Source organism: Bacteroides thetaiotaomicron VPI-5482 (assembly GCF_000011065.1).
GTDB lineage: Bacteria > Bacteroidota > Bacteroidia > Bacteroidales > Bacteroidaceae > Bacteroides > Bacteroides thetaiotaomicron.
The window spans coordinates 1,385,082-1,408,738 of sequence record NC_004663.1; the positions used below are offsets into that span (position 1 = coordinate 1,385,082).

At 42.9% G+C, this 23,657-nt stretch carries 20 protein-coding genes and 2 pseudogenes; 1 reads left to right on the forward strand and 21 read right to left on the reverse strand.

Annotated elements, in window-relative coordinates; genetic code table 11:
* Positions 1-174 precede the first annotated feature (174 nt).
* The 14 genes and pseudogenes from BT_RS05535 to BT_RS05595 all read right to left on the reverse strand — a co-directional run bounded on the left by BT_RS05535 (position 175) and on the right by BT_RS05595 (position 12,465).
* Entirely contained in the window at positions 175-711 is a 537-nt protein-coding gene (locus BT_RS05535) for a methylglyoxal synthase (RefSeq protein ID WP_004295275.1), read from the reverse strand.
* A gap of 54 nt (positions 712-765) precedes the next feature.
* Positions 766-1,575, reverse strand: a complete 810-nt coding sequence (locus tag BT_RS05540; RefSeq protein ID WP_004295276.1) for an arginase family protein — start codon at positions 1,573-1,575, stop codon at positions 766-768.
* 16 nt (positions 1,576-1,591) lie between these two features.
* Positions 1,592-4,150 carry an alpha-glucan family phosphorylase gene (gene glgP, locus BT_RS05545; protein WP_008765332.1) on the reverse strand — a complete coding sequence of 853 codons (2,559 nt, stop codon included), beginning with the start codon at positions 4,148-4,150 and terminating at the stop codon, positions 1,592-1,594.
* A 21-nt stretch (positions 4,151-4,171) separates the two neighbouring features.
* A complete protein-coding gene (locus BT_RS05550; RefSeq protein WP_011107617.1) occupies positions 4,172-6,418 on the reverse strand; it encodes a cation:proton antiporter in 2,247 nt (748 codons plus the stop codon).
* A 13-nt stretch (positions 6,419-6,431) separates the two neighbouring features.
* Complete coding sequence (gene pfkA / locus BT_RS05555; RefSeq protein WP_004295279.1) at positions 6,432-7,415, reverse strand: 6-phosphofructokinase; 984 nt, start codon at positions 7,413-7,415, stop codon at positions 6,432-6,434.
* Positions 7,416-7,440: 25 nt separating this feature from the next.
* Positions 7,441-7,515 (reverse strand): annotated as a pseudogene (locus tag BT_RS24980) (RNA polymerase sigma factor); the annotation flags it as partial.
* Positions 7,481-7,936 (reverse strand): RNA polymerase sigma factor, encoded by a 456-nt coding sequence (locus tag BT_RS05560; RefSeq protein WP_005641942.1) that lies wholly within the window; start codon positions 7,934-7,936, stop codon positions 7,481-7,483. The gene BT_RS05560 and the pseudogene BT_RS24980, both read right to left, overlap by 35 nt.
* A gap of 85 nt (positions 7,937-8,021) precedes the next feature.
* Positions 8,022-8,450: an Hsp20/alpha crystallin family protein gene (locus tag BT_RS05565; protein WP_004295281.1), complete on the reverse strand. Its 429-nt coding sequence runs from the start codon at positions 8,448-8,450 to the stop codon at positions 8,022-8,024.
* 67 nt (positions 8,451-8,517) lie between these two features.
* Positions 8,518-9,267, reverse strand: coding sequence for a 2,3-diphosphoglycerate-dependent phosphoglycerate mutase (gene gpmA, locus BT_RS05570; protein ID WP_004295282.1), 750 nt, complete (start codon positions 9,265-9,267; stop codon positions 8,518-8,520).
* A gap of 13 nt (positions 9,268-9,280) precedes the next feature.
* The gene (locus BT_RS05575) at positions 9,281-10,330 is read right to left on the reverse strand and encodes a class I fructose-bisphosphate aldolase (RefSeq protein WP_004295283.1); all 1,050 of its coding nucleotides are present in this window, start codon (positions 10,328-10,330) and stop codon (positions 9,281-9,283) included.
* A 28-nt stretch (positions 10,331-10,358) separates the two neighbouring features.
* Positions 10,359-10,841 (reverse strand): ferritin, encoded by a 483-nt coding sequence (locus tag BT_RS05580; protein ID WP_004295284.1) that lies wholly within the window; start codon positions 10,839-10,841, stop codon positions 10,359-10,361.
* Between the two features lie 50 nt (positions 10,842-10,891).
* Positions 10,892-11,539, reverse strand: coding sequence for a MarC family protein (locus BT_RS05585; protein ID WP_005650034.1), 648 nt, complete (start codon positions 11,537-11,539; stop codon positions 10,892-10,894).
* Positions 11,540-11,641: 102 nt separating this feature from the next.
* Complete coding sequence (locus BT_RS05590) at positions 11,642-12,094, reverse strand: ferritin-like domain-containing protein (RefSeq protein WP_005641945.1); 453 nt, start codon at positions 12,092-12,094, stop codon at positions 11,642-11,644.
* Between the two features lie 161 nt (positions 12,095-12,255).
* On the reverse strand, positions 12,256-12,465 hold the full coding sequence (locus tag BT_RS05595) for a hypothetical protein (protein ID WP_004295287.1): 210 nt from the start codon (positions 12,463-12,465) through the stop codon (positions 12,256-12,258).
* Between the two features lie 1,379 nt (positions 12,466-13,844).
* Between BT_RS05595 and BT_RS05610 the strand changes: the two are divergent.
* Positions 13,845-14,867, forward strand: a pseudogene (locus tag BT_RS05610) (site-specific integrase); the annotation flags it as partial.
* A gap of 68 nt (positions 14,868-14,935) precedes the next feature.
* Here BT_RS05610 and BT_RS05615 read toward each other — a convergent pair.
* The 7 genes from BT_RS05615 to BT_RS05645 form a co-directional block, all read right to left on the reverse strand.
* Positions 14,936-15,361: a flavodoxin gene (locus BT_RS05615; RefSeq protein WP_008765334.1), complete on the reverse strand. Its 426-nt coding sequence runs from the start codon at positions 15,359-15,361 to the stop codon at positions 14,936-14,938.
* 157 nt (positions 15,362-15,518) lie between these two features.
* Entirely contained in the window at positions 15,519-16,550 is a 1,032-nt protein-coding gene (locus BT_RS05620; RefSeq protein WP_011107622.1) for an alpha/beta hydrolase, read from the reverse strand.
* Positions 16,551-16,557: 7 nt separating this feature from the next.
* Positions 16,558-17,730, reverse strand: a complete 1,173-nt coding sequence (locus tag BT_RS05625; protein ID WP_004295292.1) for an aldo/keto reductase — start codon at positions 17,728-17,730, stop codon at positions 16,558-16,560.
* A 126-nt stretch (positions 17,731-17,856) separates the two neighbouring features.
* On the reverse strand, positions 17,857-18,414 hold the full coding sequence (locus BT_RS05630; protein WP_005641953.1) for a PPC domain-containing DNA-binding protein: 558 nt from the start codon (positions 18,412-18,414) through the stop codon (positions 17,857-17,859).
* Between the two features lie 97 nt (positions 18,415-18,511).
* Positions 18,512-18,877 carry a Crp/Fnr family transcriptional regulator gene (locus tag BT_RS05635; protein WP_008765336.1) on the reverse strand — a complete coding sequence of 122 codons (366 nt, stop codon included), beginning with the start codon at positions 18,875-18,877 and terminating at the stop codon, positions 18,512-18,514.
* A gap of 9 nt (positions 18,878-18,886) precedes the next feature.
* The gene (locus BT_RS05640) at positions 18,887-20,503 is read right to left on the reverse strand and encodes a RagB/SusD family nutrient uptake outer membrane protein (protein ID WP_005641955.1); all 1,617 of its coding nucleotides are present in this window, start codon (positions 20,501-20,503) and stop codon (positions 18,887-18,889) included.
* Positions 20,504-20,515: 12 nt separating this feature from the next.
* Entirely contained in the window at positions 20,516-23,212 is a 2,697-nt protein-coding gene (locus tag BT_RS05645) for a SusC/RagA family TonB-linked outer membrane protein (protein WP_008765337.1), read from the reverse strand.
* Between the last annotated feature and the right edge of the window lie 445 nt (positions 23,213-23,657).

The window sequence follows — 23,657 nt, forward strand, 5'->3', positions numbered from 1 at the left end:
GGAAAAAGCAGCATAGCCAAAAGAAAATATAGCAGAACTGTAAAATATAAAAGAGTTTGTGCCAACGTTTTGACACAAACTTAGCAGATTACTATTCAGCTGATACCTATTCTGAAAGATGTAAACAACTTGTTTCTTAGATAGCCTTATAAATATTCTACTACTTATTACAGTTCATTTAGAAATGTTATTCTCACTTTTATTCCTCCGCTTTTTCACTTGCTCCACTGCTTCAGATATGATTCCCTTGTTTTCAAAACGCTGCGTGTAATTGGTGTAATCCGGGTGAATACGTTCGTAAGTTGGGTCAGTGAATAAGGGACTCGTAATAATGTGGTCCGCAGTCGAACGGTTACAGCAGAAAACAATATTTTCAACTCCAGCCAGTCTGGTCAATGCTTTCACATCCGTATCATGCGGCTGTAGTGTCATCGGATCTGTAAAAAAGAACAGATAGTCTATTTCTCCTTCTACGATCCGCGAACCAATTTGCTGGTCACCTCCTAAAGGACCAGATTTCAGGATTGTGATATCCCATTTGATTTCAGGATGTTTTTCTTCAAGGGCTTTTTTAATTAGTGTACCGGTTGTACCCGTACAATAGAATTTATGTCCTATCAGACGTTCCGAGTTCCAGAGAACCCACTCTATCATGTCTTTTTTCATTGCATCGTGTGCAACAAGTCCAATTCTACGAACAATTGTTTCCATAAAGCTAAATTATTTTATTTTTATATGATAATTATAATAACAAAAAAACTAATTCTATTGAAGGCCGGAGGATGACCGGATAAATCTGAGCAATTCTTTGTTTGCCTGGCTATCCATGACGGTTTCCCGTTTTTCTTCAAAAAGATTGAGTGTTGTGGAGCATTCCCCACAGATGTCAATGCCTACTACCTGTTCTTTCTGAAGAATAACAGCCAGCAGTTTCTCCAATTCCCATAAGCTGAGAGAACCTTGATCCCAGTTTGTTGCTGCCGAAGCCGGATTCAAGACATCCTTGTCTATGGAAATGTAAACCGGTCCGTTGATATGTCCGGAAGAAAAGTTCTGCCAACCCTCTTCGTGCATGAGCGTAGTTTCACTGTAAAACCGAACTTGTCTTTCATATCCTTTCGGCACAGCCTGTATCAGTTTGTCTGAAGAACCTACGATAATTACTTTCTTGCAGTTGTTGTTATGGTCCAATATATCCTTTACCCAACTTCCGCAAGAAAGTATGTTGTCAAACAACGGTGGCTGCATATCGGGATGGTGGTCGAACACAATCAGCGAAAACGGAGTTTCAAGTTTGTCTGTCCAGAATTTAGTCAAATAATGATAATTGCCTGAATCGATGAAATGGACTCCCTCCGCCGGATAATCAGCAATCATCCCCTTCAAAGCCAAAGCCCCCTCCCTGTCACAGTAGCCATCTGTACCATAAAGATGACGACAATCCAGCCATATAAATTTATTGTTCCGGGCAAACGCCTCGTAGTCATACACTCCCGTGAAGTTCATGATGATGATCGGCCATGCTATCCGTTTATCTGTTTTTTGATTTTGCCCGCTCATACGTTGTTTTTGCATATCCTTTTACTGTTCATTAAAACCATCGTACATAACAGAAATCTTGTCGGTGAGGTAACAAAGCATTCTTGGGATACATACGGAAGGCCTGCTTGAAGCTTCCAGCGTTGAAAATGCCGGATGTCGCCTTAAAGGTATATAAATTCCCATTCTTGGAAACCGGCAAAAGGGGAATAACCTCATATATGTGATCCTGACCGTCTTCACGCCTGATAATGACCGATTCTATTCCGATTGCGTCATCCAGGCCTTTCTCATCAACGACAACCGTCACCTCATATTCCTTTCCGGCTTCAACCGTGGCATTCAGCCCATTCCCTGCCTCTATGGATTTGATTTCTATGGCATCCCATCTGCTTCGGACGTTTGCTTTCCAGTCAGCCATCATTTTCGCCTTCGCAAAGTTGTCGGCTGCCAGAATGTGGAAATGCTCTGACAGTTTGTTATAGAACCTGTCATAGTAGTCGTCCAACTGTCTTTTCATGGTAAAATGGGGAGCGATTTGTGCGATTGAGTTCTTGATATACTTGACCCAGTCTTCCGAATAGTTCTTCCCCCCATGCTCGTAATACAGTGGCAGGATGTCATGCTCCAACAAATAATAGATGGCTTCGGCATCCAGCTGGTTTTGGTACTGTTCATTCTGATAAGTCCTTTTATCAGTCAGTGCCCATCCAGCATCCTTACGGTATCCTTCATACCACCAACCGTCCAGCACGGAGAAATTAAGCACACCGTTCATCAATGCCTTCTCGCCCGACGTACCCGAAGCTTCTGCCAACCGCGTAGGGGTGTTCATCCAAATATCCACCCCCGAGATAAGATGGCGTGCCAGGTCCATGTCGTAATTCTCCAAGAATATGATTTTACCTAAAAATTCCGGACGCCGGGATATTTCCACGATTTGCTTGATCAGCCCCTGCCCGGCACCGTCATTGGGATGGGCTTTGCCTGCAAAGATGAACTGTACCGGATATTTCGGATTATTCACAATCCTGGCAAGTCGGTCTATATCCGTGAACAGAAGATGAGCCCTCTTATATGTAGCAAAACGGCGTCCGAAGCCTATTAGAAGAGCATCGGGATTGAATCTCTCAAAAATGGAAACGCTCAATGCCGGATCAATCTGAGTCCTGAGCCAGTCCTTGCTGCATTTGCTTTTGATATAGTCCAGCAATTTTGCTTTCTGTTTTAACCGGGTATTCCATATCTCTTCATCCGGGATGCCATAGACGGCCTCCCAGATTTTCTGATTGGACTGGTCGCAGAAAAAATTCTCATCAAAATTGTCCTTGAAAAGCTTTTTCCATTCTGCCGCACACCAGGTAGGCAGATGTACCCCGTTGGTTACATAACCCACATGGTTCTCTTCCGGGAAGTATCCCTTCCAGATCGGCGCAAACATTTGCTGGGATACCGATTTATGCAACTTGCTGACACCGTTTACCTCCTGGCAGGTCTTGCAGGCGAAGACAGACATGCAGAAACGTTCCTCCTTGTCTCCCGGATTGTGACGCCCGAGATCCATCAGGTTATCCCAGGTTATACCCAACTTGCCAGGATATCCCTTCATATATTTATTGAAAAGCCCTTCGTCAAAATAATCATGACCAGCGGGTACGGGAGTATGTACGGTATAAAGTGAGGAAGCACGTACCAGCTCCATGGCCTGCCCGAAATTCAAGCCGCCATTTATGTAATCACAAAGCCGCTGGATATTGATCAGTGCGGCATGCCCCTCATTACAGTGATATACATCTTTCGTTATACCTAAAGCTCTCAGCGTTATCATCCCGCCTATGCCAAGCAGTATTTCCTGTTTTAGCCGATTCTCCCAGTCGCCTCCATACAGATGGTGAGTGATAGGGCGGTCAAACTCACTGTTGAGTTCATTGTCCGTATCCAGCAGATAAAGGGGAATACGCCCCACACTGGCTTTCCAGACATTGGCATGTACCACAAAACTGTCGGCATAGGGGACGTGGATTACCAGTTGTTTCCCATCCGGTTGCATTACCTTTTCAATCGGGAGCTGCCCGAAATTCTGCGCTTTATAATTGACTGTCTGCTGGCCGTCCATGGAAAGCGACTGGTCAAAATAACCGTAACGGTACAAAAGTCCTATGGCACAAAGGTCCACATTGCTGTCCGACGCCTCTTTCAGGTAATCCCCCGCCAACATTCCCAAACCGCCGGAATATATCTTAAGGACTTCATCCAAGCCGTATTCCATGCTGAAATAAGCTATTGACGGGCGCTGGTGATCCGGTTCCACATCTACGTATTTTTTGAAGGCGGAATAGACGGCATCCATTTTATAGACAAAGTTCTCATCATGTGCCAGCGCTACAAGCTTCTCATAATTTATCCGCTCCAGAAACAATACCGGATTCTGTTCCACCTCTTTCCAAAGTTCCGAATCCAAATCACAATACAGTTTCTTTGCGTCATCATTCCATGTCCACCAGAGATTATGTGCGATTTCTGCAAGTTTTCGCAGTTCTGCAGGAAGATGTGAACCTACTGTAATCTCCCTCCACTGAGGGGTATTTACATTATAACTTGAATATTCCATGACATTTTAATTAAATAAGTCCTAATCTTTATTCAGTCCTTTTATTATTTTTCGTTTACCGACAATCCATACCGTATCATTCTCCTTGAAAATTGTATCAGGGTCTGGATTCATAATATTCACGGTACTCCTCTCTATTCCGATAATGATGCTATCCGATATGTCTGCCTCCCGGATCGTCTTTCCGATCAATGGTGAACCTCCTTCGACAGGAAATTGCCCTATTTCCATCTCATCCTGCGAGGATGTTCCGTTCCCGTTCCTTTCTACCTTCTTTTGCTCCATGGATGTCCGGAAGCTTTCCAACTGTCGGTCCGTACCTACGACCGTAACCTTGTCATATGGATAGAGATGTTCTTCCCCTTGTGGTATATCTAGGCGTTTTTCTCCACGGGTGATTGAAATCACATTTATCTGAAACAAGGTGCGCAAGCTGCTTTCTTTTAATGTTCTGCCCACATATATGGAATCAGGGGATACTGTGAAATCCGCCAAATGTAATTCCTTGAACGGGATATTGCTGCCAAAGGTGGAGCCTGTATCACTTTCTGTAGAAAGTCCATTCCCGTCCGTCCCCTGAAAGTTTGCCATAAATTGTCTCTCTATAGTCAGCGACCGTTTCTTGATCCGCTTGGAAAAATAAATGACGGCAATGATAATGGAAGAGACTACCAACCCGGCTCCCAAGGCAACATTGAAAAGATGGGTAATGATACTCATCATGATAATCGTGCAGATCAGTATTTTGACAAGTACTATTGATACCAAAGGCCCTCTGTTGAACTTGTTGTCCGTCCAGAGTTTACGGAACTCGGTTGAATTGTTCCTTTTCATGATGATGGCCCATAGAAACGGGGATATGACAAGAAAGATGATGATGAAGCCCAACAAGTTCCCTTCCATTCCCGGCAGACTTTTCCTAATCAAAGGATGCACATAGGAAAAATATAAAGTGATGAAAAAAACGCATACGACCAGATAGAGTGTGACAGACACCAGCATAGACCGGATCAGTTTATGCCAAGTACCCTGGTGTTTTACAGTCATTGCCCCGGACGTATAGTGTACGAGATAATCTTTCAGGGATTCAGGCATGTGGATGTCTATAAACCGGTATGCTGGTTCCGAAAGCCATATCATATAGGGGGTAAGAAAAGTCGTTATGACAGATACTGCCACTATGACCGGATAGAGATACTTGTCCGTAACATTCAGACTGACGCCTAAAGATGCGATGATGAATGCGAATTCACCGACCTGTGTCAGTGAAAAGCCGGACTGTATGGCAATTTTCAACGGCTGGCCGGAAAGCAAGACACCAAAGCTCCCGAACAGTACCTGACCGGACAGTACTAGCAATGTCAGGATGAGAATAGGGACGGCATATTCCCACATCATGGCAGGATCGATCATCATTCCTACCGACACGAAAAATATGGAAGCGAACAGGTCTTTTACCGGCTGTACGATATGTACGATTTTTTCCGCTTCAACGGTCTCTGCCAGCAGGGACCCCATGACAAAGGCTCCCAATGCGGCAGAAAATCCCGCTTTTGTCGCAATCATCACCATTCCCAGGCAAAGTCCCAGAGAGGTTATCAATAAAATCTCGTTGCTGGTGAAACGGCGTATCTTCTTCAGCAGGGTAGGTATCAGATAGATACCCAATGCCGACCAGAAAATCAGGAAAGCGGCCAGCTTCAATATACTTTCCAGCATCTCCTTCCCTTCAAAATGTTTGCCTACCGCCAACGTGGAAAGAACAACCATCATCACTACAGCCATCAGATCTTCGATAACAAGAATCCCCAAGACAATGCCAGTGAATTTCTGTTGGAGAAGTCCCATGTCATTGAAGGCCTTGAATACGATGGCCGTGGACGACATGGACAACATTCCACCCAGAAAAATACTGCTCATGTGGGAGAACCCCATTGCATTCCCCGCTGTATAACCTATGAACATCATGCCACATACAATAGTGACAGTGGCAACGATAGCCGTAATGCCCACATTTATCAATTTCTTGAACGAAAAGTCCAGTCCCATCGCGAACAGCAGAAAAATGACACCGATGTCCGCCCATATTTTGATATTGGCAGGATCGGAAACAGTCGGGACCAGAGAAACGGAAGGACCCGCCATAATACCGGCTACAATGTAGCCCAATATGACCGGTTGCTTCAGCCACTTGAAAATGACGGTTACAATACCGGCAATAATCAGAATTATGGCAAGATCCGATATTAAAGGAGCAACTTCTGACATATTAACGGTTATTTTAGATCGATAATTCGTTAAGGACCCGGATCAGGCTTTTGTCAATAGGCTTGTCCTTTTTGATTGCCTGGACAAAAGGAACATAAACAATCTCGTTGTTCCGTATGCCTATCATAACATTTCGCTGGCCTTCCATTAAGGCCTGGATTGCGGCTTCACCCAGCCGGCTTGCCAGTATACGGTCATTGGCACTCGGAGCACCACCCCGTTGCAGATGGCCCAGGATAGAAACCCTGACATCATACCCGGGATATTCCTTCTTTACCCGGTCGGCGTAATATATGGCACCTCCATTCTTGTTTTCAGGACTTTCGGTCACAATTACGATGCTGCTGTTTTTCGTCTTTCTGAATCCGCGCCCGATGAATGTTTCCAACTGGTCCACGTCCGTCCTGTCCTCCGGGATGATGGCCGCTTCAGCACCGGAAGCTATTGCGCTGTTTTGTGCCAGGAAGCCCGCATCACGCCCCATCACTTCGACAAAGAAGATACGGTCATGGGAGGTTGCCGTGTCCCTGATTTTATCCACGCATTCCACAATGGTGTTCAATGCCGTATCATATCCTATGGTAAAATCGGTACCATATAGGTCATTGTCAATGGTGCCGGGCAATCCTATGCACGTCACATCATACTCCTCCGCAAAGATACGGGCTCCCGTCAGGGAACCGTCTCCACCGATAATTATCAAAGCATTGATGTTCTCTTTCTGTATGACCTTATAAGCTTTCTTGCGTCCTTCGGGAGTGGTGAAAGTCTCGGAGCGAGCTGTTTTCAGTATGGTGCCTCCCCTCTGGATAATGCTACTTACATCTTCCGTCGTGAGTTCTTTCACTTCACCGGCAATCAGCCCCTCGTAACCTCTATAAATTCCTTTCACTTTAAATCCGTTAAAAATGGCGGCGCGGGTCACGGCACGGATAGCCGCGTTCATTCCTGAAGCATCCCCTCCGGAAGTCAGAATTCCAATATACTTGTTATCCATAATTTGTTTTTTATATTTTAATTAATCAGGCAAAATTAGAAAGCAACTGTTTTAGCCTTTTTCTGCTATAAAAGATACGGCTTTTTATCGTACTCAGTGACACTCCTATCTTTGCGGCTATTTCCCGATATTTGACTCCGGTACAACATAAAAACGACATAATGCGCTTTAGGCAATGTTTTAAGGGCTTCCCTTATCTCTTTTGCATCATGCCCGTTATCCACGAAAATGAAAGAGTCGTCCCTTAACAGGAAATGATATTCAGGTTCTGATAATACATATAAATTCCCTCGTATTTTCTTTGTCCGGCAATTATTGATAAATGCATTGCGCATGATGGTATACATCCAGCCTTTAAAATTCGTACCGGAATCAAACTTATCCTTATTATCCAACGTCCTCAACATTGTTTCCTGCAACAAGTTTTCTGCTTCATCCTTGTCAGCAGTCAGTTTATATGCAAAACAATGCAGTTCATTCTGAAGGGCTACCAGCGCTTTATCGAAATCAAATCCTCTCATTATATTTATTTTGGAATTCAAATATCCGGGTGAAGGCATTCCCTGATAATAAGAAATGCCTTCTGTAGAGTCTCATCAAGATATCTTATTTGACATCAATAGTTTTGGTGGTTTCCTGAACCTTCTTATCTACGACTTTGGGAATATCGATAAACAGGACCCCGTGTTCCACTTTGGCCGAAATTTTATCTTTTTCCACATTATCCGGCAGCAGGATACTCTGCTGGAATCGGGAATAGGAGAATTCACGGCGCAAGTATTTTCCGTCTTTCTTCTCCTCCTTTTTCTCGTCCTTTTTTTCCATGCAGATTACCAGATTGTTGCTTTCATCCACACTTACCTTAAAATCATTCTTGGTCATTCCTGGAGCTGCCAGTTCTACCTTGTAGTCCTTTTCATTCTCAATCACATTGATGGCTGGAGCCGTAGCGTTTGCTCTTGCCATCCATTCATTGTCAAAGAAATCGTTAAAAATACTCGGTAACCAATTCTGGTTTGTTTTTACAGGTACCATTTTTACCTCCTCTTTAAAAGTTAATAATTAAAACTTAAAAAAAAGCATCTGCTTGATAGACAGATTTTTATTTTTTAGCCATCCCTTGTTTGGCCACAGCTTCTGCCCGTTTCCGTATCTCTTCCGGGTTTCCAAGGTAGTAGTCCTTGACAAGAACCAGCCTGTCGTCAAATTCAAAGACATAAGGAACTGCCGTAGGCAGGTTCAGGTTGGAAATATCCGTATCGGAAATTCCTTTGAGATGCTTGATGATTCCGCGCAGGCTGTTACCATGGGCGACTACCAGCAGGCTGTCCTTATACATCAATGCGGGAAAGATGATGCATTTCCAGTAAGGCATGACACGCCCAATAGTATCTTTCAGGGATTCCGTACGGGGAAGTTCGCTATCTGGTACACCGGCATAGCGGATATCCATGCCCGGATTACGGGGATCATCTTTGCCTACCGGAGCGGGAGCCACGTCATAGCTTCTTCGCCAGATGTGTACTTGTTCTTCACCATATTGGACCGCTGTTTCACTCTTATTCAGTCCCTGAAGCATACCGTAATGCTTCTCGTTCAGCCGCCAGGTCTTTTCAACCGGAATCCAGTCTTTATCCAGCCGGTCCAAGACACAGTTCAACGTTTTTACGGCACGTTTCAAGTAAGAAGTGTAAGCTGCCTCAAAAGAAAATCCAGCCTCCCGTAATGCATCGCCTGCCTTGCAGGCTTCTTCAACTCCTTTCTCGCTTAAATCCACGTCCGTCCATCCAGTAAAACGGTTTTCTTTGTTCCATAGACTTTCGCCATGACGTAATAACACTATTCTTTTCATGGATACTTCTTCTTTATGCAATGGTTATTGAAGAATCCAGATATACGTCCTGAATGGTGTTCAGAAGTTGAATTCCGTCTTTCATCGGTTTCTGGAAAGCCTTACGACCGCTGATCAGCCCCATACCACCTGCACGCTTATTTACTACTGCCGTTACGACAGCATCATGCAGGTCGGATTCCCCATGGGATTCACCGCCCGAGTTAATCAATCCGACACGTCCCATATAGCCATTCGCCACCTGATAACGGCAAAGGTCTATCGGATGGTCAGTGGTCAGTTCCGAATACATACACTCGTTTGTCTTTCCGAATCCGATAGCCTTGAAACCGCCGTTATTGGATGGGAGCTTCTGCTTCACGATATCGGCTTTAATGGTAACCCCGATATGGTTGGCTTGTCCTGTCAAGTCGGCAGCGGCATGATAGTCGGTACCATCCTTTTTGAAGCTGCTGTTTCTCAAATAGCACCACAGAATAGTAGCCATTCCCAGTTCGTGGGCATATTCAAAAGCCTGTGACACTTCCACTATCTGGCGGCGGCTTTGTTCCGAACCGAAATAAATGGTAGCACCGACAGCTACGGCTCCCATGTTCCATGCCTCTTTCACCGTACCGAACATTACCTGGTCGTAGCTGTTCGGATAAGTCAGCAACTCATTATGGTTCAGCTTGACGATAAAAGGTATCTTGTGTGCATATTTGCGTGCCACGGCGCCCAACACACCGAATGTGGATGCCACGGCATTACACCCTCCTTCAATGGCCAGCTTTATGATGTTTTCGGGATCGAAATAAAGCGGATTGGGGGCGAAAGACGCTCCTGCAGAATGTTCTATGCCCTGGTCTACAGGCAGAATGGATACATAGCCCGTATTGGCCAGACGTCCATGTCCGTATAAAGCCTGCAAACTTTCCAATGTACGGATATTCCTGTCGGAATTCATCCATACCTTATCTATCATATCCGGTCCCGGAATATGGATAAGTTGTTTGTCTATCGTCTTACATGTATGGTTCAGGTAGTACTCAGCCTTTCCTCCCAATAAATCTACTATTTTCATTTTATTTATTTTTATTGATTATTCTGGTTTATGACTCCCGTTCACCCAGTTTTGCATCCATAAAAAGGATAGCACAGTCTCCGGCTTTCCTCAGATGACTAACAATATTGAGTACATTCGCTTCATCTTCTACTTGCTCACGAACAAATTGCCACAAGAAGTCCTGAGTGGCATTGTCTTTCTCTTCGGATGCTACCTGTACCAACTCATCAATCAGTTTGGAAACATGTTTTTCATGCTCCAAAGCATGCTCGAATACTTCAACAGGGTTACCCCAACCTTGTGGAACCACATCGACCTTGTCTACTTTCGGGGTTGCCTCACGCTTAATCATGTACCCGGCAATGGCATATGCATGCCCGGTCTCTTCTGCAGACTGTTTCTGCATCCAGCGAGCCATTCCGGAAAAGCCCTCTCTTTCCAGATAAAAAGACATTGATAAATACAGGTTGGCAGACCATAATTCTGCTGTGATTTGCTCATTCAGAGCATTTTGCAATTTTTCAGTCATGATGAATCAAACTTTTAATGTTAATAATAAATCCAAATTATCTCTCTTCTTTAAGAACAAGCATGGGCTTGTTTCAAGATTTCAATTAATACCGGACGTATCCCGCTGATAAAACATTCCACGGCGATCACCATTAGAATAAGTCCCATCAGTCTCATCATCACATTGTTTCCCGTCTCTCCCAAGATTTTTAAAAGCTGGGTGGACGCGCACAGAATAAAGAAGGAAAGAATGCAGACCAAAGCGATTACGCCAAGCAATACTATTTTGAAAGTATATTCCGAAGCATCTTCCATCAATGTTATTCCACTGGAAATCGCTCCCGGACCGCATAACATCGGAATGGCAAGAGGTGTGATGGTTATATCTTTGGAATATTCTTTTCGTTCAGTTTCATTCAGTTTCACATGGGTAAAATGTGCCTGCAACATATCATATCCGATTTTAAAGATGATGATACCTCCCACAATCCGGAATCCGTTTGTTGAGATGCCGAAAAAATGAAACAGAAACCTGCCCGATAATGTAAAAAGGACTAATATGATAAATGCAATGGTACATGCTTTCAAGGCGATATATCTGCGTTCTTTCGTATCCATTCCATCAGTCATTTGCAGGAATACCGGCATCACTCCAAGAGGGTCCATCAAGGTGAATAGCGAAGTGAAACACAATGTTAAATATACAAATATATCCATGATGACATATAGTTTATTATCGATTATTATATCGCAAAAAACATACCAGATAGCATTCTGCAATATTAAATTTTGCATAACATCAATCTTAAATCCATACCGTCAAAAATAAGGTAGTTTCCGTTCGTTTTCCTTGGCGAGGATACGTAACAATTCCATAAATGCCGTACTTACATATATACGGTCTGCATACAGCCCGCTGATGAAAGAATGGAAGGACATGCTTACATTCCAGCATAATATGAGAAATGTGTTTACCTGACGTGATATGTACTGCTCATGTTCAAGCAATTCATTCAAGGCATTCAATGGCGTTGTCCATTCATGTGTATCCCGTTTCATTTCATTGATTACAACACATCCTCCATCATGGCATATCCGATTCATCATCTGATAAACCTTGTTCATATTGTCCTGTGCTTGGGAGTTCAGCCAGGAGCTAAGTATTGGAAGCCGTTCATCTTCAAAATAAACCTGCAATGACAGGTATAAACCGGTTGACCATATTTCTGTATTGATCAACTCATTCATGGCGTTTTCTATTCGTTTATCCATTATCACTCTGAATATTGAAAATCCATTACTAATATCATGTGTTATTCTCAGTATATAAAAATTCCATTCGATTGTGGGTAACCCATAAAACGGAATTCTTAAACGAGGCTTAAATAATAGGATAACTTATCGGTGTAGACAAATTGTCATAAAAAATAGCACTATGATGTCTTTTTGTCTTGCCTCCCTTGCAGAATATCCAATAAGACATCCAGTTCTCTTTCTATTCCTTCAATCTTATCGGAAATACAGTCCAAAGTATTATGGTGCAGACTAGCTTTACACTCCTGCAACTCTCTTGACAGAGAAAGTATCTGTAACCAAAGTTCTTCCTCTATGTGATAGGGGGAGTTACTATTATCTAGTACCATAGCAGGAGAAGGCAGAAAAGTGCTTTGGCATGTAATTTGTATGATAATGAACGGTATGTTCCGAAAGAGACAGGAATGGAAATGAAAGGATAGAATATTCCACAAAAGACAGTAACAAACAAAGGGGGAAAGTCGTTGGAGACAGTTGTCTCGCTTTTAAAACAAGTTGCTTTCATAATGTTTATTATAAGCCAACCCTGTTCCCTGGAGTTGTGTTTATATAAAGTTAAGCGTGGGAACTTTGGTATTACCGTTCAGAAGTATCCCCATACTCAACAACATATAATACACAAAGCCCCACGTCTATATATAACAAAAATCTATATAGATAGAACGTGGAGCGTCCAATGTATTATCCAATTGTTGTTTCGAAATTGGGGATTTCCTGAACTTGGATAATGCCTTAACGCTTTACTATAAATCTTCTATTTTCAAAAGACTAATACAAATGTAATAAAAGAAATGAATTCTTTGAAAGGAAATATCTCTTTTTTTTAAGGGGTGGCTTAATTTTTCTTTATTTAAAGTCTTAGAATTACTGCCCACCAAAGCCCGTCACGAATGTTTTGAAATCCTCAAGCTGTACATTAAGCTCTATATAGTATAGCAGAATAGCAGAAAAACAGACCATGATACCGCAGGTATATAGGTCATAACCCACTCTTCCGTAAGTATCTTATCTATTTGACAATAATAAAAATGTAAAGGAGGATAATGACATGGACAATATTCGTATCCCAATACATATAGGTTAACATATAAGGGAGAATGGTCACGGAGTCCACAAACCATAGAATGAAAAAATATATTTCCATCGTGTACGGTTTATGTCTCTATCCGGATATTTGACCGGTGCCGCAAATGCGCAATGCATACTCCACAAAAAAACACCAGGGAGGAAAAATAAGTCATACTGAATAACGCCTGTCTGTAATGGGCCATGGATACAAATGAACTACAGATAATAGCTGCAATAGATATAACGATACAAGCACAAAATAATGTACGAACGTGTCCATCAGTTGCATTTGGATGAAACAGTACCACTTTATGCAATGTTTGGTTAGATTGAGTCTGAACATAGGACCTTAAAAATTAGACGGATATAAATTTACTAAAAATCTGTGGAAAAGAGGAATAGAAAGGCGGAAATGTTTTTAAAACGGCTATGAATAAAGCGTTTGTGAGGACAAATGAGGACAAAGGCATAAAACGAGGTAACGCAAAAAAAAGTAAATTTATGAAGTAGAAAGGTTGCTAAATCATTACCCCGTGAAAGGTGGTTTTTGATACTCCGTGCTGAATTTTTCTCCGTATGGCTTCGGTTGGTTTACAAGGCATAACTCATTGATACTTAATTTTAAACTTAAAAAACGAGTATGGCAAGAAGTACATTCAAAGTGCTGTTCTACGTGAACGGCAACAAGGAGAAAAACGATATTGTCCGCATCATAGGACGGGTAACGATTAACGGGATTGTGACGCAGTTCAGCTATAAGTAGAGTATCCCGAAAACGCTTTGGGACGTGAAAGGGAACAGGGCGAAAGGCAAGAGTGCGGAAGTACGTGATATCAACCTTGCCCTTGACAACATCAAGGCTCAAATCATCAAGCACTACCTGCGTATATTCGACCGTGAAGCGTTCGTGACGGCTGAAATGGTGAGCAATGCTTATCAGGGTATCGGCAGTGAGTATGAGACACTGCTCAAAGCGTCCGGACGTGAGAACGAAGTATTCAAGAAGCGTGTCGGAAAAGACAGGGTAATGGCAACCACCGTTCACGGGTGGTGGCAAGAAACCATGTGGCAGCGTTCATCAAGTCTTTTTACAGACGGACGGATATGTTCATGCTGGAGATTAAGCCCGACTTCATCAAGGGGTTTGCAGCCTACCTATCAACGAAAGCGGGACTTCACAACGGGACGATATGGGAAAAATGCATGTGGCTGAAAGGCGTTGTCATGTGTGTGCACTTTAACGGACTAATACCGAAAAAAACGTTTGCCCAATTCCACATCAGCCCTAATGTGACGGAACGTGAGTTCCTGACGGAAGATGAACTGAAAACGTTGATGACGCACGAGTTGGGGATGTCCAACTGTTCTATATTCGTGACATTTTTGTTTTCGCCAGCTTCACTGCCCTCTCTTTCGTGGACATCAAGGAACTAACCAATAGCAACATCGTAGAAGTGAATGGTGAGAAGTGGATATTGTCCAAACGGTACAAGACAAAAGTGCCGTTCCAAGTGAAACTGTTGGATACTCCTTTGCAGATTATCGAGCGTTACCGACCCTGTCAGGAAGACAATCTCATATTCCCTAATCTCAACTACTGGTCTATCTGCAAATCTCTGAAAAAGGGGATGAAAGAGTGCGGATAACAAAGGATATTTCATTTCAGTATTAAAACTATTAAACGGGCGTAATTTAATTCGACAGAAAATCCGGCTTCTGACAGCCATTTTTTCACTTCATTCCGAGAGTTTGCAGTTTGACTGCCATAAACAGCAATATTTCAGCATGGGGACATAGTTTGCGGATATTATCCACACTTTGTGCTGTTCCGCTTCCTCCATGTGTACAGAATGGGAGTATCTTTTTCCCGGACAAATCATAACCGGACAGGAAACTTTTTACAGGAGAAGACAGAAGACCACCCCAAATAGGACTACCGATAATCAATGTATCATAATCATCCATATTCTCTACTTTTGTACGCAGAGCTGGAAGAATATGATTGTCTCTTTCATTTTTGAAACGGTCAACCACTTCATTATATTCATCAGAATAGGGTTCTTCCGGTTCAATCTCCACCATGTCGCATCCAATAAGTTCATGGATAATGTTGGCTACAGTTTGCGTATGTCCGCTCCATGAGAAATAGACTATCAATGTTTTCCCCGGCTCTGAGTGAGGCAACGAATCTATCTTATCTTCAACAGCCGGAGTGTTGCTGCACGAAAGGGAAGGTTAAGAGCAGCATTGCCAATAAGCACTTCAGTTTCATAACTATTTTTATTTAGGTTTTGGGGTTATCCTCTGTTAATTTCTATCTGTCCAGCTGTTTCTCATACAGCCACTTCGACAGCAGGTCAGCTACTTCCACATTGTTCAAATCCGACATCGGGAAGTGCGTATTCCCATGCAGACCGACATCGGGCAGATGAATGACCGTCACGTCACCGCCCAGCTTATTGAGCATTTCGGCCCACTTGCGCATGAGATGCAGACGGCGTGTCCATTCGTAAAGTTCCGGATGTTCGTCTGTTTCGGGCAGGTTATCCCCATAGTAAATGATGATGGGAATTTCCATGTATCTCTTGAAAACTGCCATAGGGACTTCTATTCCTTCTGTTTTTTTAGACCGTGTCAAGACTTTGCCTTCTTCGGGAACTTGACCGGTTGGGAAGGGTACACTTCCACCGGGTTCGTATGCTACAATGGCTTTGATGTTCTTCGTTTTGAGCAAAGTAAACCAACCCACCGGACCGCCTTGTGAATGAGTGACAAATATGGCCGGACCGATTTTGTCAAAAAGAGCAGCATAGGCATCGGAATAGACATCGAAGTCCAAAGGTCCGATGGTCGGCGTCATCTGCCGGAAGTACTGGTTTAAGACTTCCCGGTCGCGACTGAACTGTACACCCTCGAAATAATCAGGATAGATTTCCACACGGAAACGGTTGAACCATTCTTCTTCATCGAATACCGGTTCCAGTGTGACAGCTTCCGTACTCCGTCCGGCATTTCCCCGGCGAGGCTGGTCGACAAGATAGGTGGAGAAACCTTTGCGAAGAAATATATTCTGAAACCCTTCGCGTCCGTCAGGAGTGGTCTCCCATGTTTTGGAAAACTGGCCGACACCATGTGCAAAAACAAGCGGATATTTCCGTGCATCAACCGGTTTCTGATAAAATACATAAGCATGGTCGCCGTGGTATTTGTGTCCCAATGAATCGGTCAGTACGGTGCCACCTACGGCAAAACTGCCTTGTTCCTCTATTTGCAGAATATTCCCTTTGTAACAATTACAGCCCGACAGTAAAGCGATGAACGTCATGTAAAATATCTGTTTCTTCATACACGGATTATTTTGGGATTTTAGACTCCTGCAAGGCATCGTAGCGGCTACCCACCACAGGAATGGCAGCTACGGCTGTTTCCAGTTCTTCTATCTCTTCTGCCGTGAAACGGATGTCGCAGGCACGAAGGTTCTCTTCTAGATGAGAGAGTTTGGTGGTGCCCGGAATAGGCACGATAAAAGGCTTCTTGTTCATCAGCCAGGCCAAAGCTATCTGTGCCGGGGTAATGCCTCTTGTACGGCCGAAAGCGTTAAGAACTTCCACAATACGATAGTTGGCGCGTATGGCTTCGGGCTGGAAGCGTGGCAAGGTCTGCCGGTTGTCGTTGGTAACATCAAACTTGGTATATTCATTGATCATACCGCCCAAAAAACCACGGTTCAGCGGACTGTATGGAACGAAACCGATGCCCAAATCCTCGCACAGCTCCAACACTCCGTTCGTCTCTACCATGCGGTGCATCAAGTGATATTCGCTTTGGATTGCCGTAACCGGACATATCTTGTGCGCACGGCGGATGGTATCAACGTTTACTTCACACATGCCCCAATGCAGGATTTTACCTTCCTTGATGAGTTTGCTGCATGTTTCAGCCACCGCTTCAATCGGTGTGTTCGGGTCTATGCGGTGCTGGTAGAACATGCCCAATGTTTCAACTCCGAGATTGCGCAACGAGTTTTCACAAACCCGGCGGATGTTGGCCGGAGTGCTGTCCTCTTCGGTTTTAATCTGCACACCGTTTACAAACTTATGTCCGAACTTCGATGACACAAATACCCGGTCGGTATATCCTTTCAAGGCTTCGCCGACCAATTTTTCATTGATGTGGTAGCCGTAGCTTTCGGCTGTATCGAAAAGGGTCACCCCACGTTCAACAGCTTCATGCACCAGGGCGATTTCTTTTTCCCTGCTCGGGTACTGGCTGCGGTTATGGTTCAAGCCCATACAGCCATATCCCATTGCAGAAACAGTGAATGCCGTATTTCCGTGTCCCAATGTTCGCCGAGTGCGCACCGCCGCCATGCCTGCAGGGATGTTGTTTGCAACTTGTTGTTTCCCCATCCATACCCGTTCTGCTGCCGTTACCTTGTTCAAGGTAGGCCCGACACACATGGCAGCTCCTGTCAATGCCGCCATTTTAAGGAATCTCCGGCGGCTCATATCCTTGTCTTTATCCATATTTGATAGTCTTTAAATTATTTCTGTTGCAAAGTTAACGTGACAGAATTGATAAACTTTTTTTGATATATATCATCTAAGCTGAATGATGTATTATCCTGTATTCCAAGCGATATTTATAGGCAACTATCTTTCAAAATCGTATATATTCAGGCCTAAATCTGGATTATATGTGCGACTTATCCGCTCGCTATAATCTTCCACCACGAACTCCCCTGCACCATTCTGTATTGCGGAAAGTAGATGTCCGGCTAAAGCGGAATAGTCGCTCCTGCCGACGGTTATATGCAAATGAAGATATACCTGCTCATTCATAGATGATATATTCCCTGTAAGGTTGGATATTTCCATTTGCTCCCGGAATGTCTTATCATCATATGCTTTTGTCTTGGGATTGAAGAAACGGAGGGTCAGCTCTCCGATAGCACCAATCCCGTTGATAGAACCCGACAGAATTCCTTTCTCCTTGCAGAAAGCATTCAGGGCTTTCACAATTTCAGTATGATTGTTAATGCTGACAATATACTTGTTGCCAATTTTCTTGTACGAATACATATTCTTTTCGTTTTGTGCGTTTGCCGGAGCAATCAGTACCCCGACAAACAGCAAGATAAACAATAATTTCTTTATAAAATGCCCCATCAGTACACTTATGACTGTCTCTGTTTTGATTAATCTTACCATAATAGATAAAATTATCCCACATCAGTGCTTTCCACTTTTGTTTTTAATCTGCACACCGTTTACGAACGTTACCTTGTTCAAAGTTGGCTCTTCCTTCTTATTTTCCATATTCTTCCATTATATCACGCGGAATTTCCCATAAAACACTGTTTTCTACAGCATCCATCATAAGATGTGTTGGCTCTCGGTTAAAATAGCTGTCAATACACCAGACAACATTTTTTTCACATGCTAAATGTTCTATCACATCCTTATCATGCTTTAGGTAGTGCTGTCTAATAAATCCCTTTTCTATATAAAATAGGCAATTACAGATATCACCTTCATTTAGAATTATATCACCTTTTTGATATTTCTTAGGCTGAATAATATCTGCAAAAAGGCGAATATTCTCCAACTTAAGTTTGCGATTAGGGCATGTTTCAGCTATAATCTGTTTTGCAATGTCAAATTGAATACTCATAGGCTAAAGTTATTTATATCCAACATTTTGTTTCAATTTTGGGTTCAAGTCTATACTTTTTTGTGGAATAGGAAAAACTGTGGTATACCCATTTTTCTCATCAGCCAGTTGGACTCGCTGATCGTATGATTTGTGATAAACTCCAAAACGCACCATATCTTGTCGTCGCCAGCCTTCCCATACTAACTCCAACAAACGCTCTTTCAATATGTTCTCAAGCGTAGCTTCTCGATATGGCATACCAACACGACCTCGGACTTCGTTCAACTCCAACGAGCCATCCTCACCATTACGTACCTTTGCCTCGGACTTCATCAGGAGAGCATCGGCATAGCGGAATAGCACGATGTCGTTATCCGGTTGTCTACCGTCGGAATGTGAGGTCCTATCAACCTCATATTTTGCCATACGAGCACCAGCTGTCTTGACATAGGAGCTTCCCGTAAGATTCAACTTTAGCTCCAATGGGAAATACTCCAACTGCTGTCCATTGTCCATCATTACAGGCTTTCCATCAACCTCTACGATGCCGGCATAGAAGTTCTTTTCAAAGCGAGCATCTACATCATCTGTGCCGTATCCGTTGGCTAAGACTGTTGAGATATTGGCACTGGTACCATTTTCCGATGAGCCACCCAACGCACCGCCATGGTTGTAGTGTCGTGATCGGAAGAGATACCAGAACTGCGCAGCATAGAGGTTCTTATCCAACGGAATGGTGAATATGTTTTCGTTGGAGTTCTCGTTATGCACAGAGAAATTATAGCTATAATCGTCCTCCAACCGATAACCTACCTCGGCAAGTTTATTGCAATATTTGATACAGGTCTGCCAAGCGTTGAGTTTCTCACCATCGACGGTGAAAAATATCTCTTTACCGTTCCGTGGAACGCCATCAGTCCAATTATCATCACAATATATCTCGGCATTAAGAGCCAACTTAGCCAAAAGGAAATTAGCTACAGGTGTTGTTATACGACCATAGTAGTTACCCATCTTATTACTACGCTCATTTGGCAACAACTCGGCAACCTCCTGCAACTCATTCACGATAAAACGGAAAACCTCGCTACGCTCGCTCTGCACAACTTCATCCTGCGGTTGTTCATAGGATGTTACGATGGGCACTCTGCCATACATATCCATAATGTAGTAGTAGAAAAGTGCTCTCAGAGCTCGCACCTCAGCTTCGTAGGCCACTCTCTGCTCCTCAGATAGGTTATGGCTATACTTATCGATGATATGCAGAGATTTGTTCGATAACACAACAACCTTGTAGAGGTATTTCCAAGTATTGTAGAGTGGTAAATCATTAGGACTCCACTTATGCTGATACATATTCGTCCACAAACCTCCATCGTACCAGTCGCCACCACGAATAGGTATCATGGCTTCGTCTGTAGTAAGTGTGTTATAGTCATAAATCCCACGACAGGTCCCCTGTAAACCCTCACTGTCTGCACTGCCACCAATGTAATTGTAGAGCACAGCCACTGCATTAATATATATGTTGTTGGCATTGTTGTAAATGTCTTCTTCATAAAGTTGATCTCTAGGGTCTTCAGTAAGACAAGAGGTCATCATCGTTGCCAAAGCAACCATCAATATGTTTATATATCTTTTCATAACTGTAAGCGGTTAGAATTGAATACTAAGACCTAACGAATAGGTACGATATAAAGGATAGGTGCGTTTGTCGTCAATGCCCAAAGTGTTGCTTACTACATAACTGTTTATCATTGGAGTAAGACCGCTATAGCCTGTGATTGTTGCAAGGTTGCTAATGCCTGCCGAAAGACGCAATGACTTCACAGCCTTGGATTTCATTGGAATATTGTAGCCTATGGTAATATGTTCAATATTTACATAGTCACCTTTTTCCAACCAATAGTCTGAAACATTCTGATCAATAATATTTTTTTCAGGAGCACCCTTCAATACATTGTAGTCAGGGAATATAGACATATTGGTATAAGCCAAGCCCGTGCCATTGAATATCTTATGACCGAAAGCACCATTTATCTGCATGGCAATATCAAAGGACTTGTAACGGAAACTGATGTTTGATCCAATAGTTACCTTGGGGGTTGCCTGACCTGCTATATACCTGTCTCCGCCATCGCTAAAATCAATCTCGCCATCATCATTCAAATCTTCAATATCGTAACTGTAGCCACCAAGTTCATTTTCTTTAAGCCCTTTGCAGTGAGGTAGATAGAATACCCCCAATGGCTGACCTACAATCTGATATACTACATTATTGTCTCCACCGTTCTGACCTGCACCATAAAGCGAGCCAATCGGAGTAATATCTGAAGCTGTCATATGCATACCATTATACTCTCCACTAAGCGAAAGTAACTTATTCTTCTGGTAGGACATATTGAAGTTGATATTCATCTCCATATCCTTTCGTTGAATGGGAACTACCGAGATTCCTAGTTCGACACCCTGGTTAGACATCGAGCCGATATTTGCCATCAGTTTATCGAACGCAAAGGTCGGAACGGGAACATCATACTCATAGAGCATATCCGTTGTCTTTGAGTAATATAATTCCGAGGTAAGCATCAACCGATTATCCCATATACCTAAGTCAAAACCGATATTAAATGTTGAACGAGTCTCCCACTTAAGGTCCGGATTCGTGTTGCGTATACTTCCCATTGTTACGGTAGGTGCACCGTTGATGGATACGATACCATTCTCCTTTACGGTATTAAGTGTTGTATAGGATGTTATACCTCCAAGATTTCCTGACCGACCATATCCGGTTCTTAGTTTCAACATTGTTATAAAGTCAGTATCAGAGAGGAAGCCTTCTTTTTTTACATCCCAACCCAGTGATACTGATGGGAAGAATCCGAAAGTATTGTTATCGCTTACCATTGAAGAGCCATCTCCACGGAGTGCTGCCGCAATAGAATATCTATCCTTGTAACTATATGTGACACTACCCATTATTGAAGCAAGTGACTGGTCTTCATAGCTACTGCTCGTACCACCGAAAGGACGCGATGATGTTGCTCCGATGTTATTATAGGAGAAATCATTTGTTGTTATTCCTTTTGCCTGCACCCATAAACCAGTCCTTACCTGTTTAAGATATTCTGCGCCAACAACAGCATCAAGGTGTGAGTCTCCCCAAGCATTGTTATATGAGAGGGACACATTTGTAAAGTAGTCTTCACCCTTGAACTCTCCACGATAAACATTGCCTTGCGCCCACACCCATGTAGGACAAAATTGAGCATTTCCCGTAGATGAATATGAATAAGAGCCGAAAGCCGACAATATCAAATTGTCAAGGATATTAAATTTCAGCCCCAAATGTGTATTGAAATTCCGTTCTTCGGAGTCATTTTTCTCATAGAGGAGTGCTCCGGGGTGGTTGATGTGTGATGCAGCCGAGTTCTTCACCCAGTTGCCATTAACATCAGTTCCTGCTGGATATGTAGGATTCTGTGCAGCTGCCGAGTAAAACAGCATTCGTGTATCGAAAATGTCGTGTATCTTTGACGAGTAGCCATATACACCAAAATCGCCAACTAAGCGACCATCGAAAGCCTTTTGTGTAGCATCAAGTTTTACCACTAAATTTCGGTAATCGTTAACTTTGACAATTGTATTATGATCCATAAAACCGAACGATGCTCGATAGTTTGAGTTTTCCGAACCACCGCTAAAAGCCAAGTGATGCTGATGTATCAAGCCCGTACGAGTAATTACATCGTGAAAATTGGTGTTGTAGCCACCATTATTGTAATCTAATCCAAGTGCCTCTGCTGTAGCTATATACTCCGGGCCGTTGAGCATTTGCAGATGTTTATACATTGACTCGAATCCGTAGTTGCCATCATATGATATTTCGAAACCTCGCCCCGTTCCTTTCTTGGTCTTAATCTCAATTACACCTGAAGCACCACGGGAACCGTACATTGCCGTTTCGGTAGCATTCTTCAAAATAGTGAAACTCTCGATGTCTGCGGGATATATGGTAGATAGCGTAGCGATGTCAGATGTCACTCCGTCAATAATTACTAACGGGTCATTGCCACCCATAATGGATGTGGTACCACGCACACGGATACTATTCAGCATAGCGAGCCTGTCAGTCCCATTAGTGGTGACGTTCACACCGGCAGACTGACCACTCAATACATCCAAAGCATTATTCAATGGTCCCTTCTTGATATTCTCGGGCCTGATATGCTCTAATGATTTAGTCGCCGAAATGGTATCTTGTTTCTCTCTGATATTCTGTACTTGTGCATCAATTTTTTGAGCACTACAGATGAAGAACATTATGACAAGACAAAGACTGACTCTTCCCATCTTGATTCGTTAAATCTCTGTAGATTCCCCAGACCAGACAGTTAATAAATCTTATACGCAATGTATTATAAAGAGGGGGATTGGGAATCTGTACTATTTCCCTGCCTGTCCGTCCGCTTAGCCATTGTATATTTTTTTTGTTATTTCATATCAGTGATGCTGATAATCCAAACAAGAACAGAGTAAACATCTACCTCTTTTATACATAAATCCTTTCCAAGGACTTTATAAGCGCAACCATTAACTACATTACATTACAAAGGTAACAATAATTTGTCATTTGAAGAAATTTAGAAAAAAGAAAAAGTCATTATGCGTGATATTTTTTATTTAATTACGACATTTATCAAACACAAAAAATCATAGAAGGACAAAAATCTTTAAATGATTTGATTATAAACAAACTTTAAATAGTTAAATTGCAATAATACTATACCATGGTTGT

Excerpts from the sequence above, each read along its gene's own strand:
- BT_RS05640 (WP_005641955.1), bottom strand. The coding sequence starts at position 20,503 with ATGAAAAGATATATAAACATATTGATGGTTGCTTTGGCAACGATGATG.
- BT_RS05625 (WP_004295292.1), bottom strand. The coding sequence starts at position 17,730 with ATGGATAAAGACAAGGATATGAGCCGCCGGAGATTCCTTAAAATGGCG.
- BT_RS05630 (WP_005641953.1), bottom strand. The coding sequence starts at position 18,414 with ATGGTAAGATTAATCAAAACAGAGACAGTCATAAGTGTACTGATGGGG.
- BT_RS05595 (WP_004295287.1), bottom strand. The coding sequence starts at position 12,465 with ATGGTACTAGATAATAGTAACTCCCCCTATCACATAGAGGAAGAACTT.
- pfkA (WP_004295279.1), bottom strand. The coding sequence starts at position 7,415 with ATGGATAACAAGTATATTGGAATTCTGACTTCCGGAGGGGATGCTTCA.
- BT_RS05620 (WP_011107622.1), bottom strand. The coding sequence starts at position 16,550 with ATGAAGAAACAGATATTTTACATGACGTTCATCGCTTTACTGTCGGGC.
- BT_RS05535 (WP_004295275.1), bottom strand. The coding sequence starts at position 711 with ATGGAAACAATTGTTCGTAGAATTGGACTTGTTGCACACGATGCAATG.
- BT_RS05585 (WP_005650034.1), bottom strand. The coding sequence starts at position 11,539 with ATGGATATATTTGTATATTTAACATTGTGTTTCACTTCGCTATTCACC.
- BT_RS05580 (WP_004295284.1), bottom strand. The coding sequence starts at position 10,841 with ATGACTGAAAAATTGCAAAATGCTCTGAATGAGCAAATCACAGCAGAA.
- glgP (WP_008765332.1), bottom strand. The coding sequence starts at position 4,150 with ATGGAATATTCAAGTTATAATGTAAATACCCCTCAGTGGAGGGAGATT.
- BT_RS05550 (WP_011107617.1), bottom strand. The coding sequence starts at position 6,418 with ATGTCAGAAGTTGCTCCTTTAATATCGGATCTTGCCATAATTCTGATT.
- BT_RS05565 (WP_004295281.1), bottom strand. The coding sequence starts at position 8,450 with ATGGTACCTGTAAAAACAAACCAGAATTGGTTACCGAGTATTTTTAAC.
- BT_RS05560 (WP_005641942.1), bottom strand. The coding sequence starts at position 7,936 with ATGAGAGGATTTGATTTCGATAAAGCGCTGGTAGCCCTTCAGAATGAA.
- BT_RS05540 (WP_004295276.1), bottom strand. The coding sequence starts at position 1,575 with ATGCAAAAACAACGTATGAGCGGGCAAAATCAAAAAACAGATAAACGG.
- BT_RS05590 (WP_005641945.1), bottom strand. The coding sequence starts at position 12,094 with ATGGATAAACGAATAGAAAACGCCATGAATGAGTTGATCAATACAGAA.
- gpmA (WP_004295282.1), bottom strand. The coding sequence starts at position 9,267 with ATGAAAAGAATAGTGTTATTACGTCATGGCGAAAGTCTATGGAACAAA.
- BT_RS05575 (WP_004295283.1), bottom strand. The coding sequence starts at position 10,330 with ATGAAAATAGTAGATTTATTGGGAGGAAAGGCTGAGTACTACCTGAAC.
- BT_RS05645 (WP_008765337.1), bottom strand. The coding sequence starts at position 23,212 with ATGGGAAGAGTCAGTCTTTGTCTTGTCATAATGTTCTTCATCTGTAGT.
- BT_RS05635 (WP_008765336.1), bottom strand. The coding sequence starts at position 18,877 with ATGAGTATTCAATTTGACATTGCAAAACAGATTATAGCTGAAACATGC.